Genomic DNA, 14026 nt, shown 5'->3' with positions numbered 1-14026 from the left:
GATTCCTGCTGTCGGCGGATAATGGCGGGTTGTCGTTCGACTGGAACTCTCCCGCTCATCTGGCTAAACGCCTGGTTTTTCTGACACAAAGAGCAGTCTTTACGGCAGTAAAAACCGCCCCATCAGCGGAGCGGCTTAGGGGAGGGGAGGGCGCTTCCACCGGCTCAAGGCGGTAGGCGGGCTCGCTTTGCCGGCTGAGGCTTGGTCGAAGGCATCAAAAGCAATGGCCGACCTCCTCCATCATGACGAGACGCAAACGTCCAAAGCTCGGACCGACCCCAATTCGTCTCTAGCGGCCTCAAACGATATTCGCTGACATAGGGTAGGTCAGCGTGCCTCCTGCAGGTGCGTTTGCATGCGGAGGTCAACCGTTACCCGACTGAAAGCCGATCGCTGGAGACCGCAGTTCGCGCACCATCGTTTTGAGCGGTGCGGGCGAGCGCCCGAAACTTCCTTTATCTGCTCGCCAAGGGAGCGTTCGCAACCGACGAGGGTGCCACCCGAGCGTTGATAGCAGACGCTTGGTGATGAAATCCGGCCTGAGGTAGAAACCGAATTTGTCGGCTCGGGAACAACGATGCCAAGACCATCATTCCCGGCTCTATGGTGTCACTCTTGGCCCTTGAGGTCGCTGTCGCCGTAGGCTGCCGCGGACACCGTTGAACAGCTGATCTCGGGAAGGGGAGGGGGGCCCATCTTCAAGCGGGGTCGGAGGCTTGCCAACGCGCTGTTGGGTGGATTTCATCTCCTGAACGAATTTCATGGAAATCAGCTCATCGACAAGATCCGAACTGGCCTGCTTCATTGCGATTGTAGATGGCATTCATCAGTGAGCCAATGATGACCCGGGCGAGGTCCGGATGGTTCTCGAGTGTGTTGAGTCGACGTTGATGAAGATGTCGATTTTGCCCGCTGCAACCTCGTCGGTCGCAAACTTCTGCCCGAGACGAGCGCGGCGTAGCTCATAGGACAGCCAGTGCGTTTCCCTGGATGCGGCCCCATAGATGCCCGAGAATGTCTCCGGTGTCATGTTGATGAAGCGGGCGACGTTTTCGCGGACAAATGCGCTTGGCGACGAGTCGCAATCCTGCAATCGGGTCGCAGTTTTGGTTCCGGAACCCATTGCGTCACGCCGCGCAGCAGTGGTTCGACGACGTCGTATGGAGTGGGTGTCGGCTGAACATGACACCGAGCTATCCGCTTGGCCTTCGGCGAATCGAAGCAATTCAGCACGAGCCCAGAGTCGGTGACATCGCCATATCTGTCCGCCCCGGTCGCAGGCCTTCTACCTTGCGGTTGTGCGCGGCTATCTCCCGCGAGGTCTGTGCGCCCGCGGAACCGGTCCGCTTTGGGAATTCCTAACTTCGCACAATCGATTCCGAGGGTAGGATCATCACAGCCTTCGTCGGCGGTGTGGTTCCTCCGGGCGATGGCTTCCTTCACTCCAGATACCCAGGTTCATATGACTCACGGTGGACGGGTTCAGGTCGACGGCATTCTCGGCCTTGCAAGGCCTATCCTCACTTTCATGCCTTGAAGCGCTGCATTCGCTTGGTTTCATCACCGGCGGTGTGGCCGCTGGCGCGATCGGCTGGAGCGGAAATCCGCTCGCCCTTTGGCAGCCCTGGCTTGCCTGGGTCGGGCAGCGCAGCGGGGCGAGGGCACATGTCTGTGCCACTCCTGTGGTCGAGGTCGAGGGCGTGAAGGTTGCGCCGCTGATCTTTTACGAGCAGCCCATCGATCGTCGTCCTTGCCATCCAAGAGGCGGGCCGCGCGAGCCTGGGCATCTCTGTTCGGTCTCTATCCAGCCCAATTGATCGTTGACAGAGGCGCTCTGGGAGCCTAGCGTATCCGACTGGTATAACAGGTATGCCACATGATCGGAGTTCTGATCAAACCGCGGAAGCTTTCGGAGGAGGTTGCAGCGCACCTCGAGCGGATGATCCGCAAGGGAGAGCTGGCCGAAGCCGACCGGCTCCCATCCGAGCGGGAACTCATGCGGCAGTTCGGGGTCGGGCGCCCTTCAATCCGCGAGGCCCTGCTGCATCTGAGCAAGATGGGGCTTGTCGAGGTGAAATCCGGCGAGCGCGCCCGCGTCACTCGGCCAACCCCCCAATTCGTAATCGACGCCCTCTCGGGGCCGGCGCGCCACATGATTTCGGCCCCTGGCGGGGTTCATGACTTCCAGAGCGCGCGTTTGTTTTTCGAAGTCGGGCTTGCCCGCAACGCCGCCATCAATGCCACGTCAGAGGATATTGAGGGCCTCAAGGAGGCGCTCGAAATCAACCGGCAGTCGATCGGGGACCTGACGCGCTTCGAGCGCACCGATGTGGACTTCCACTACGTGCTGGCGGTGATCACCCGCAATCGTATCTTCACAGCCATTCACGCGGCGTTGGCCGAATGGCTGCTGGAACAGCGGCGCACAACTTTGGCCAAAGGTGAAGACCGAAAGGCCTACGAGGCTCATCGCGAAATCTTTGATGCCGTCGCCGCGCGCGATCCAGACGCCTCCGAAGCGGCTATGCGCAGGCATCTGGAATATGTCTCCAGACGCTATCTTGAAATTGCGGGTGGCAAGGGATGAGCGGCTTCGTGGTCTGGGTCGATTTCCGCCTCAAGCCGGGTGCCCGGGGCAGATTCCGAGAGCTCGTGGACGCCAACGCGACCGCGTCGGTTCGCAGCGAAGCCGGCTGCCGCCGCTTTGATGTGACGCAGGCGCGCGGCGAGCCCGACCGGGTCCTGCTCTACGAGATTTACGACAGCGAGGCGGCATTCATGCTCCACTGCCGGACAGCCCATTTCGAGGAATTCAATTCGCAGAGCGCGCCGCTCGTCGACACCAAGCTGGTGACGATCTGCGACCTTGTTGTCGAAGCTTCGTCTTGAAGAACGCGTAGGCGCAATGCGCCCCTTGTGGGCGAACGGGAGGGAAGTTCATGTCGGAGCCAAGTCTCAAGGCGCTAGCGTCTCACAGACGCGTCAAGCTCGGGACCCTTGTCGCCGAGTTCGCGACGCCGGGGATAGGCCACATCCTGAAGTCCGCTGGCTGTGACTTCGCCTTTTTCGATATGGAGCATTCGGGCTTCAGCCTGGAAACGGTCAAGAGCGCGATCCGCTATTTCGAGGCGGCCGACCTGCCGGTTATGGTGCGTGTGCCATCGCAGGACTACCATTTCCTCGCCCGCGCCATGGATATGGGGGCCGAAGGATTAATCGCGCCGATGGTGAGTACCGTCGAGCAGGCGCAGCACATCATCAATTCCATGAAATACCATCCGGCTGGCGCTCGCGGCGTGGCGCTGCAGATCGCGCATGACCGTTACCGTCCGGGCTCGGTTGCAGATAAGTTCGAGGCGGCCAACCAGCGCTCGGTGTTCATCTGCCTGATCGAGACCGCCGACGGCGTCAAGAACATCGACGGCATTGCGGGATTGGACGGCGTCGATTGTCTGTGGGTCGGTCACTTTGATCTGTCGGTCTCGCTCGGCATTCCCGGCGACTTCGCGCACCCGACCTTCATCGCCGCGATGGCCAAAATCGTTTCCGCCGCCAAAAGGCACAACAAGTCGCTCGGGCGCCTGGTGCCCAACGTCCAGCAGGGCCACGAGTTCTACGCACAAGGCTTCGACTTCATTTGTTATTCGGGCGACGTCTGGATACTGCACGACGCGATCGCCGACGCGGTCTCCAAAATCCGGGCCGGGTGCCAGTAAGAACGGAGGAGAGAATGGGCGACCTAAAGTTCAAGGTGGCGCTTTCCGGTGATTTCCGCATGCCGGACGGCTCGCTGACCTATCCCGACTTCGACCTGGAGCCTCTGCGCAAGGCGCCAGGCCTCGAGATGACATTCCTGGAATCGAATAACCCGCTTCGCGCCGACCAGCTTGAGGACTTCGATGCGCTGATCCTTCTCACTCATCGCTTCGTTTCCACGAGTGTCCCCAAGAGCGGTCGGCTGGCCGTCGTTGCCCGCTTCGGCGTCGGCTACGATACTGTCGACGTCGAGGCCTGCACTGCCGCCGGCATCGCTCTGGTCATCACGCCCGATGGGGTAAGACGGCCGGTCGCCGTATCCGTCATCACCTTTATGTTGGCACTCACCGGCAAGCTGTTCACGAAGGACGCCCTCACCCGTAAGGGACCTCATGGCTTCCAGGAGCGCTCCCAACATATGGGTGTCGGGCTCGTGGGGCGTACGCTGGGGTCGCTCGGCATCGGCAACATAGGCGCCGAAGTTTTTCGCCTGGCAAAGCCCTTCGATATGAGGTTCATCGCCCATGACCCATTTGCAGACAAGAAGGTCGCTGCCGAACTAGGCGTGGAGCTGGTCGGACTGGAAGATCTGTTTCGTCGCGCCGACGTGCTGTCGGTAAGTTGCCCGCTGACGCCTGACACGCGCCATCTCGTCAATGCCGAGCGGCTCGCCCTGATGAAGCCTACTGCATACCTGATCAATACAGCGCGCGGCCCGATCGTCGACCAGAAGGCATTGGCACAAGCCCTGCGGGAGCGTCGTATCGCCGGCGCCGGTCTCGACGTGCTGGAGCAGGAGCCGCCGGATGCTGACGATGCAATCCTCAAACTCGACAACGTCATCCTTGCGCCGCACGCATTGTGCTGGACCGACCAGTGCTTTGCCGGCAACGGCGCTGCAGACGTCAAAGCGGTAATCGAGGTTCAACATGGTCGCGAGCCGCGCGGTGTGGTCAATCGCGAGGTGCTTTCGAGCGTGCGGTGGAAGGATAGGCTGGCCGTTTTCGCGGGCCGCTTCGGAAGCTAGGAGTGCGAGAATTTGGCGCGCCGCCGCGGCCATTGCGGGGGCCTTACGGGAGGAATGCTCGACCGCCGCGCCTGCGGACGAGTGAGCAAATGAGAAAACGGGAGGACCAAGCACTATGAACGATCGTGAAAAACGTGACTTTCAGGCCGGTCTCGAAGCAGAGGTCGACGCCTTCATGCGTGGCGAAACGACCCGCCGGAATTTCATAACCCGCTTCGGCCAGATGACCGGTATGTTGGCAGCGTCTGCACCCATTTTGGGTATGATGACCGATTGGGCGCTGGCGCAGCAGAAGCTCGAACTGGCCGACGCCACGTCGCCGCTGGGACAGGCGCAGGCCGCTGCGCTGAAAGCATCTAAGGAAGGACCGGCGGAGGGCTCCGCCTTCCGCGCGGTCGAGGCGGCCAAGGCGCATGCGGGCGTCACGATCAACATGACCTACGAGGCAGGCCTGCAGGCGCTCGATCCACGCAATTTCAGTGGGCCGATGTGGGAGCAGCTTACGGGCATGAAGTCGAATGTGGTCGAACTGTCGAATCCCGATCAATACTCCAAGGCGGTCGCCGAGCACATTGCCGGCTCAGGCGCCTATGACGTGCTCGACATCTCGCCAGCCTGGACACCGTCGCTCGCCGATGGCGGCGTCATCGCACCTCTCGACGACTATATCGCCAAATATATGAACCCTGCAGACCTCGAGGACTATCATCCTCTCTACAAGGCGCTGCCGACCTACAAGGGAAAGATCTGGGGCTTCTTCGACGACGGCGACATGTTCGCTCTCTACTACCGCAAGGACATCTTCGAGGATCCGAAGATGATGGAGGCCTACCAGACCAAGTTCAACGCGAAGCTCGGACCACCGAAGACCTGGGAGGAATATGCTCAGATCGCCCAATTCATCACCGACCAGATGGCACCGAAGGTTTATGGTGCAGGCCACTTCCGCAAGGCGGGCAGCCCGGGCAATCAGTTCGACTTTCTGCAGCAGTACCGTGCCAACGGCGGGAAACTGTTCGGCGACGACATGAAGGCCGGCTTGGTGTCGGATGCGGGCGTCAAGACGCTGACGAACATGCTCGCGGCCAACAAGGCCTCGATCCCCGGTAACAACGAGCTCGACGCCGTCTCCCTTTGGGCGGCATTCCTGACGGGGAAGGTTGCGATGATCTATTCCTGGCCTCCAAGCGGCCGGATGGCGGCGAACTATTCGCAATCCGCCACGGCGATCAACTTCATTCCCCAGTCGCAGATCGCTGGCAAGGTTGGCTATGCCGTCGTGCCGGGCAATCCGGAACATGCCACCGGCTACAACAAGGCGCTGTCGGCGGATTCGCCCAATCCGGAGGCGGCGTATCTGTTCATGCAGTGGGCCTGCTCGCCTCCCGTCTCACTGGCGCGCTGCATGTTGCCCTATGCGCTGCGCGACCCATACCGCATTTCGCATTTCAAGTCGGAGCTCTATGGAGCACTGTTCCCGAGCGCCAAGGAGTACCTGGCCAACCTCAACAACTCGGCGAATGTCGGCCTGCTCGACCCGATCATGCCAGGTGCGCAGGACTATTTCTTGAGCATCGACCGCATGTGCACCGCAGTGTGGGCTGGTGCGGATCCGAAAGCATCGCTGGAAACGGCGGCCGCCGAGTGGAACGAGACGACCGATCGGCTCGGGATGGAGTCGCAAAAGGCATTCTACACCGAGTTCCTGAAACTGCCCGGCGCCACCGCTGACAACACAGTGGAGAAGCTTGGCATGGCAGTCACCCTCTGAGACTCGCCTGGAGGGGAGCCGGGTTTCTAGCACCAGACCGGTGTTGCGGGCGCTTTGCTCGCAACACCCTGGCTCAACCGCGTGGCGATCTTTGGAATAAATCGATGCCGCACACCACCACGATCAGTCGCATGACGACCACCGGCGCCCCGCCTCGGCTTTCGACCCTCGCACAGTGGGCGGACCGCCACTTCAAATGGATTCTGGTCGCGCCCGCGGTGCTGTTGATACTGGCGCTGTCGATCTATCCGCTGCTGTTCTCACTGGTCGTGTCCTTCATCAACTACGACTTCCAGGTGCCGGGCCACGCCTTTGTCGGCTTGAAAAACTTCGAGCGGGTGGTGTTCGATCCCGTGGCACGGTGGTCGCTCTTGCTGACGGCCTGCCTGTCGAGCATCAGCGTCGCCATCGAATTCGTGCTGGGCCTTCTGGTGGCGCTCACCATGGTGCGCAGCTTTCCGGGGCGCGGTGTCGTCATGTCGATCCTGATCGTGCCGCTTTTCATCAGCCCGGTGATAGTCGGCCAAGCGTGGACGCTGCTGCTTCAGCGGCCTTTCGGGCCAACCAACTACATCCTGACGCAACTGTTGGGGCAGGAGGTGACGATCGGCTGGATGACCGAGCGCCCATGGCTTTATGTCTCGCTGATCATCGCTGATGTCTGGCAGTGGACTCCGTTCATGTTTGTCGTCCTGCTCGCCGGGCTTACCGCAATCCCTCCGAACCTCTACGAGGCGGCGGAACTCGACGGCGTCAATGCCTGGCAGGCCTTCTGGGCGATCACGCTGCCGCATCTCGGGTCTATGATGCTGCTGGCGTTGACCTTCCGCCTGCTTGACGCCATCCGAATGTTCGATACCATTTTTATCATGACCGGCGGCGGCCCGGGTACGCAAACCTACACGGCTTCCTACTATCTCTACACGGTCGGCTTCACCCAGTTTCATCTGTCGCAGGCGACGGCCGGAAGCTGGCTATTCCTGATTTTCACCGCGCTGGTAGTGACGCTGCTGGTGCGGCGGCTCTTGAAGGTGGAGCCGGTCTGATGGCCGCCGTCGCGCCCGCCCGCCGCAGGAAACGCCGGTCGGTGCCGATCGGTCGCATGCTGCTGCTCGGCTTCTTCCTCGTGTTCGTGCTGTGGCCCCTCTACTGGATGTTCAACACCTCGATCAAGCCGAGCGACGACTACCTCACCGTGCCGCCCGTCTGGTTCCCTGCCGAGCCGACCCTTGTACACTACAAAGCTGCGCTGTTCGCTTATCGCGGCCTCGACGGGCTCATCAACAGTCTGATCATTTCGCTGTCGGCCACCGTGCTTTCAGCGTTGTTGGGCACGCTGATGGCTTATAGTCTGGCGCGCTACAACACGGGCGGCCAGCACCTGTCTTTCTGGGTGCTGTCACAGCGCTTCCTGCCACCGATCGGCATCGTCCTGCCGGTATTCCTTATCTATCGTGGCGTCGGGCTGTACGACACCCATATTGGTCTGATCATCGCCTATACGGTCTTCACGCTGCCGGTGTCGGTGTGGATGATGTTCGCGTATTTCCGCGGCATGCCGAAGTCGATGGAGGAGGCGGCCCTGGTCGATGGCTGCACGCGTTGGGAGGCGTTCTGGCGTGTTGCCGTGCCGCTTGCCGCCCCGGGCATCGTCGCGGCGGCCGTCTTCGCTTTCATCGCTTGCTGGACGGAGTTCTTCTTCGCGCTCATTTTGACCAGTCGAACTGCGTTCACGCTGCCAACCGTATTCCGCTCCTTCATCGGCTTCCAGGGCGCGCAATATGGTGAAGCGGCGGCCCTGGCCATTGTTTCCCTCGTGCCATCCATCGCTCTGGGAGTCCTTGCTCAACGACATCTCGTGCGCGGGCTGACGCTCGGCGCCGTTCGCGGATAGAAAGAGGCAGGCATGGCTGAAGTCAGGATCACCGGCTTGCACAAGCGCTACGGCGCCTTCCATGCGGTGCGCGGCATTGACCTCCACATTCGCGACGGTGAGTTCACCGTTCTGGTCGGCCCCTCCGGATGCGGCAAGAGTACCCTTTTGAGGACGATTGCAGGACTGGAGGAGAGTTCGCAAGGCACGATCGAGATTGGCGGCGAGGTGGTCAATGACTTGCGGCCGCGCGATCGTGACGTGGCGATGGTGTTTCAAGACTATGCGCTCTATCCACATATGAGCGTGGCGAAGAACATCGGCTTCGGTCTCAAGGCGCGCAAGATGCCGAAGCCCGAGGTAGAGGCGCGCGTTGCCGAGGCTGCGCGTATGCTCGGCATCATCCCCTTGCTCGGGCGATTTCCACGCCAGTTATCCGGTGGGCAGCGTCAGCGCGTCGCCATCGGCCGCGCCATAGTCCGCAACCCCCGCATCTTTCTGTTCGACGAGCCGCTGTCCAATCTGGATGCCCAGCTTCGCGACGAAATGCGCGGCGAGATCAAGCGCCTTCACCAGGACATCGCCACGACGATGATCTACGTCACCCATGACCAGATCGAGGCGATGACACTGGCTGACCGCATCGTGCTGATGCGCGACGGGTTGATCGAGCAGCAGGGCGCGCCACTCGAACTGTTCGAGCGCCCCGCCTCGATCTTCGTCGCGGGCTTTCTCGGTTCCCCACGCATGAGCTTCCTGCCGGGCACGCTGGCTTTGGACGGGAGCGCCGCCGCCATCCGGCTGGCCGATGGTCTGCTGCCGATCGCCCCCGGGCGGACTCTAAATGGCGCTATAGATGGGCAGTCGGTGCTGCTCGGGCTGCGCCCGGAACATCTGACACGCGCACACGCTGCTACCCCCGAGCCGGGCACGCTGCGCTATGATGCAACCATCGACCTGCTGCAGCCGACTGGCTCGCGCAGCTATGCGACCTTCCGCCTTGCCGGCGCGCCAGTGGTGGCGGAGCTTCAGGCGCACGACGTCAGCCGTCCCGGCGAGAGACTGCCGATCGACATCAACATGAACCGGGCGTCGATTTTTGACGCTGCGACGGAGCAAGCAATTTGACCTTGGCAGCATCTCGAGCCATCCGCTTGTGTGGAACCGAACAGGTCGAGCCACCCTTGCGCACACTTCGCGCGGGACCGTTGTCGGTCGACTTCGACAATGGGGCGTTACGCTACATCCGCCTTGACGGAATTGAGATTCTGCGCGGAATCTCGTTCCTTGTGCGGGACGAAAATTGGGGAACCGCTACAGCCGTTCTCGATGATCTCCACATCGATGAAAGGCTGGATGTGTTCAGCGTCGCATACCGTGCAACATGTTCCGCAACATCCGGTCGCCTGGTTTATCAGGTACGGATCTCGGGCAGTAGTGATGGTGCGCTGGCTTTTGCGGCCGAGGCAGAGCCCGAGACTGACCTTTTGACGAATCGGACCGGCTTCATCGTCCTTCATCCGATCGAAGCCTTGGCGGGCAAGCCGGTAAAGGTGCTGCATGAGGATGGTCATGATGAGCTATCGCTCTTTCCGGACCACATCGACCCTAAATGTCCGTTCACCGATATCCGGGCGTTGTCGCATGAGATCGCGCCTGGGATCTGGGCCACATGCACCATGGACGGTGATGCCTTCGAGATGGAGGATCAACGCAATTGGTCTGACGCTTCCTATAAAACCTATGTCCGCCCTCTGCGTCGCCCGTGGCCTTACCGACTGCCCAAGGGCCAGAAATTCACCCAGGTCGTCCGGCTACACGTGTCAGGAACGCTTCGTGCCGGGGCGTCTGAAAACCGCAATCCACTCATCAACCTGACGATCGGCAGACCCGTCGGCCAAGTGCCTCGCGTTGGCGTCGGCGTCGCTGGCGACGAGGCAAGGCACGCGCTTGTATCCCCCGAGCTTCTACGACGAATGGCTCCGCAGTGGATGGTCTGCCAAGTCGATCTCCGATTCGGACACGGCCATGATGAACTCGAAAGCTACGCCGCGCTTGCACGGCTGACCGGCGCAGGCGTGGTCCTCGAGATCATCACCAAGGGCACGCTCGACCCATTCGGCGAATTGGCGCCCGTCGCTGATGCGGTCCATACAATCGGCCTCAAACTGGAAGCTGTCTCCGTCTTTCCGGCGCAGGACATGAAATCCGTTCAGCCGGGAGCACCGCGGCCGGTCATGCCCAGCTTCCCCGAATGCTACTCCGCCGCTCGCCGGGCTTTCCCGGGGATCGGGCTGGGCGGAGGCATGGCCGCTTACTTCACCGAACTCAATCGCAAGCGTCCGCCAGCCGAAGCGCTCGACTACGTGACCTTCACCACCTGTCCAAGCGTGCACGCGGCGGATGATATTTCGGTGATGGAAACGCTTCAGGCTATCCCTCATCAGATACGCTCGGCACATGCTTTCACGGGCGACCGCGTGCCGCTGCGCATAGGTCCCAGTCAGCTCGGCTGCCGCGAGAACCCCTACGGAAAGGGCACCGCGCCGAACAAAGCGAACGCCCGCATATGTCTGAGCCGCATCGATCCGCGGCAGCGCGGGCTGTTCAATGCGGCATGGACGCTCGGCTATTTCGCGGCCTGCGCTCGCGAAGGGGTCGAGGCCGTCGCGGTAGGGGACTTCACCGGCCCCTTTGGCCATATCCACAGGAAGGCTGATTTCGTCCAGCCATGGTATGACCAGCAGGACGGCCGAACGGTCTATCCCGCTTTCCATGTCATGGCGGGTCTCTCAAGGCTCGGCGGAGCCACCCTGCTGTCCGTAGGAACTTCCGGCGCTGACGCCATTGCGACGATCGCAGCTGAAAAAGATTGGCGCGTGACACTGTGGGTCGCCAACCTCACCTCCAAGGCGCAATCTGTGAAACTTCCGGATGCGCCGAGCAGTGCCCGTATAGCTCTTCTTGGCGACGAGCAGTTCGAACGGGCGGCAACCGATCCCAACTTCATGGAAAGTACCGCAAGACCGCTGGATGACCAATTCATCTCGCTTGACGCTTACGCCGTCGCGCGAGTTGATCTCGACCTACCATTTTCGACCTAGAGCCCGATGTGCGCTGAGGTTGAGAGTTGAGCCCAGCGTCATGCGCAGCCGCATCAATCGCTCTGGCCCGAAGCGGGTGACACAGATCGTCAGGCGTCACTGGCCAGGGGAGTGTCGACGCACCTTGTCCCAGGCCCCCAAGATTCGCTGCTTGCATCCGCGTGCGGCATCGTCGACCGTCGGGAATCACATAGACGCATTCTCATGCGGTCGCCCGCCTTGATCCGCCGTCGAGGAGTTCCTGAAGGTCCTCTTTTGGCACCGGTCTTGAAAGCAAAAAGCCTTGTAGCTGGTCGCAGCCGAGCTTGCGCAGATAATTGCACTGGCTCTCGGTCTCGACCCCTTCCGCTGTGGTGCTGAGGCCAGTCACGCGAGCCAGGTCGATAATCGCCTGAACGATGGCCTCGTCACCGTTCGAGCCGCCAAAGCCCTGCACGAAGCTTCGGTCGATCTTGATCCTGTCCACTTCCAGGCTCTGCAGTCGGCCCAATGAGGAAAATCCCGTACCGAAATCGTCAAGCGCAAAGCGCACCCCGACACTGCGCAACGCTGCCATGTTCTGCTGGCATTCGGTGGGGCGCTCGGAGAGCGTGCTTTCCGTAACCTCCAGCTCGAGCCGCCGTGGATCCATTTGCGTTTCCAACAAGATGCTCGTCACTTTCATGGCAAAGCTCGGATTGTTCAGCTGCAACCCCGATACGTTCACTGCCAGGGTCTCGATCGGCCAATGCACCGCGTCAAGGCAGGCCTGGCGCAGAACCAGCTCGCCTAGAACTTCAATGAGCCCCGTTTCCTCTGCCAATGGTACGAACAAGTCAGGGGCGACCCAACCACGCTCTGCGTGCGACCAGCGCGCGAGGGCTTCGACGCCCGTCATCCTGTTGGTGTCGGCGGTGTAAAGCGGCTGATAATGCACCCGGATGTGGCCGGGCGTTTGCAGCGCCTTGCGCAGGTCCTGTTCGAGACCCTTACGCTTTGCCAGCGTCTGGTCCATCTCGGGTTCAAACAGAGCATAGCCGCTGCGACCGCCGGCTTTGGCGTGATACAGGGCGAGGTCGGCTTTCCGCACCAACTCGACCTGGTCCACCCCGTCCCTGGGAGCAAGAGCTACGCCGACGCTCACCCCGACAAAAACCTGAACTCCGGCGACCTCGAACGGCCGGCGCGCGGACTCGATCAAGTGCTCGCACAATGTTTTGACCTCATTCTCGCCTGCGACCGCGCGCTGGATGATAATGAATTCGTCACCGCCCAGGCGCGCCACCGTGTCAACCTCCACGGTCAGCCGCCTCAGCCGGTCTGCGAACTCCCTGAGCAACTCGTCACCGGCAGGGTGGCCAAAGCTGTCATTGACCTGCTTGAACCGGTCGAGGTCAAGATAGAGGATCGCGAGCTGCTCGCCCGTCGCGGGCAGCAGTGTCAGCGCATCAGCCAAACGACTGTTGAAATGGCCGCGACTGTGCAGCCCTGTAAGCAGGTCGTAGTGGGCCAGGTGATAGATGTGATTCTCGGTCTCAATCAGCCTCAAAGTCCGCCGGCGCAAAGCGGCCAGAGCTACAATAATTCCGCCAAGTACCAGTCCGAACACCGCCACGAGTATTGGCACCAGTTGAAAAAGGACAAACGCCCCGGGCCGATATGGCTGCCACACAAAGAAGCCGACAGTCGAACCAGAGCGACCGACGAGGGGATAGGACGCCTCTTCAGAGCTAAGCATGTTTGACCAGGAGAAGTGTGCGTCGTCGAGCAGATAGTCTTGGCGCAAGGAGGCAAGCAGACTGCCGTCCAGATAGCGAACGGCAACGTGTAGGAATTCCTGACCTGGTACTTGTGCAATGTGGCCGCTGTCGGAAACGACTGGCTTGATGCTGACAATGGCAGGATGGCCGGAGATGACGACCATGTCGGAAGCACCTATCGTGAGCACCTGCTCGGTGACGCCGTCGGTGTCCCCCTGTTTCAGCCTCGCCCTGAGGTTCTCCACGAGAGGCGCAGTGGTCGGGCGTATGGATTGATAGCTCGCCGGATCCACCGCCGATCCATCGGCGAATGCGTAGACTGGCGCGTCCTTCGGATCGAGAATGTAGACCTCATCGTGGCCGAAATACGTGTGCATCCAGGTGCCGAGATTGGTGTCGACCCATTTGGCATCCTGGCTCCGCAGGGCGCTGACCGCGTCGTCCCAGACGGTGACGCTCTCCTGATCGTGGGCTATTCCGCTCTCCAGCTTGGATATGATCAAGGCGACCAAGCTTTTCTGCCGCGACACGGCAACACCATCGGACTGGGTCGCCGACCACAGCAAAAGGCCTGTGGTGAGGGTCGCAACAAGCAGCGTCACGACAATGATGGGCAAAGCCGTTCGCTTGAAAAAAAGGCGACGTGTTGGTTCGCCGAAATGCCGGAGCAGCGTCATGAGGCTGCTTTACGCTAAGAAAACTGCTGGACCGTTAAAGGCGCGGCATCAGGCAAGCTGCACGTTTGAAAAGGCCAGT

At 61.1% G+C, this 14026-nt stretch carries 11 protein-coding genes; 9 read left to right on the top strand and 2 right to left on the bottom strand.

Features of this window, described 5'->3' with window-relative positions:
- Positions 1-826 precede the first annotated feature (826 nt).
- Positions 827-1123: a type IV secretory system conjugative DNA transfer family protein gene (locus EOC83_RS31915; protein WP_342030152.1), complete on the bottom strand. Its 297-nt coding sequence runs from the start codon at positions 1121-1123 to the stop codon at positions 827-829.
- Positions 1124-1876: 753 nt separating this feature from the next.
- Between EOC83_RS31915 and nanR the strand changes: the two genes are divergently transcribed.
- The 9 genes from nanR (at position 1877) to EOC83_RS31865 (ending at position 11531) form a co-directional block, all read left to right on the top strand.
- On the top strand, positions 1877-2587 hold the full coding sequence (gene nanR, locus EOC83_RS31905; protein ID WP_027163180.1) for a transcriptional regulator NanR: 711 nt from the start codon (positions 1877-1879) through the stop codon (positions 2585-2587).
- Complete coding sequence (locus EOC83_RS31900) at positions 2584-2889, top strand: putative quinol monooxygenase (protein WP_050596334.1); 306 nt, start codon at positions 2584-2586, stop codon at positions 2887-2889. Before nanR ends, EOC83_RS31900 begins: the two co-directional genes overlap by 4 nt.
- Before the next feature lie 50 nt (positions 2890-2939).
- The gene (locus EOC83_RS31895) at positions 2940-3716 is read left to right on the top strand and encodes an aldolase/citrate lyase family protein (RefSeq protein WP_050596335.1); all 777 of its coding nucleotides are present in this window, start codon (positions 2940-2942) and stop codon (positions 3714-3716) included.
- 59 nt (positions 3717-3775) lie between these two features.
- Positions 3776-4783 (top strand): NAD(P)-dependent oxidoreductase, encoded by a 1008-nt coding sequence (locus EOC83_RS31890; RefSeq protein WP_245441854.1) that lies wholly within the window; start codon positions 3776-3778, stop codon positions 4781-4783.
- Between the two features lie 115 nt (positions 4784-4898).
- The gene (locus tag EOC83_RS31885) at positions 4899-6554 is read left to right on the top strand and encodes an extracellular solute-binding protein (protein ID WP_024504468.1); all 1656 of its coding nucleotides are present in this window, start codon (positions 4899-4901) and stop codon (positions 6552-6554) included.
- A 104-nt stretch (positions 6555-6658) separates the two neighbouring features.
- The gene (locus EOC83_RS31880) at positions 6659-7600 is read left to right on the top strand and encodes a sugar ABC transporter permease (RefSeq protein ID WP_063170586.1); all 942 of its coding nucleotides are present in this window, start codon (positions 6659-6661) and stop codon (positions 7598-7600) included.
- Entirely contained in the window at positions 7600-8448 is an 849-nt protein-coding gene (locus tag EOC83_RS31875) for a carbohydrate ABC transporter permease (RefSeq protein ID WP_013525321.1), read from the top strand. Before EOC83_RS31880 ends, EOC83_RS31875 begins: the two co-directional genes overlap by 1 nt.
- A 12-nt stretch (positions 8449-8460) precedes the next feature.
- A complete protein-coding gene (gene ugpC / locus EOC83_RS31870) occupies positions 8461-9555 on the top strand; it encodes a sn-glycerol-3-phosphate ABC transporter ATP-binding protein UgpC (RefSeq protein WP_013525320.1) in 1095 nt (364 codons plus the stop codon).
- An 80-nt stretch (positions 9556-9635) separates the two neighbouring features.
- Positions 9636-11531, top strand: a complete 1896-nt coding sequence (locus EOC83_RS31865; RefSeq protein WP_063170587.1) for a hypothetical protein — start codon at positions 9636-9638, stop codon at positions 11529-11531.
- 202 nt (positions 11532-11733) lie between these two features.
- Here the strand turns inward: EOC83_RS31865 and EOC83_RS31860 are convergent, their stop codons facing one another.
- The gene (locus EOC83_RS31860) at positions 11734-13947 is read right to left on the bottom strand and encodes an EAL domain-containing protein (RefSeq protein WP_063170588.1); all 2214 of its coding nucleotides are present in this window, start codon (positions 13945-13947) and stop codon (positions 11734-11736) included.
- Positions 13948-14026: the final 79 nt, after the last annotated feature.

This window comes from Mesorhizobium sp. Primo-A (genome assembly GCF_003997175.1).
Taxonomy (GTDB): Bacteria; Pseudomonadota; Alphaproteobacteria; order Rhizobiales; family Rhizobiaceae; genus Mesorhizobium; species Mesorhizobium ciceri.
This window is presented reverse-complemented; position numbering and strand designations above follow the sequence as displayed.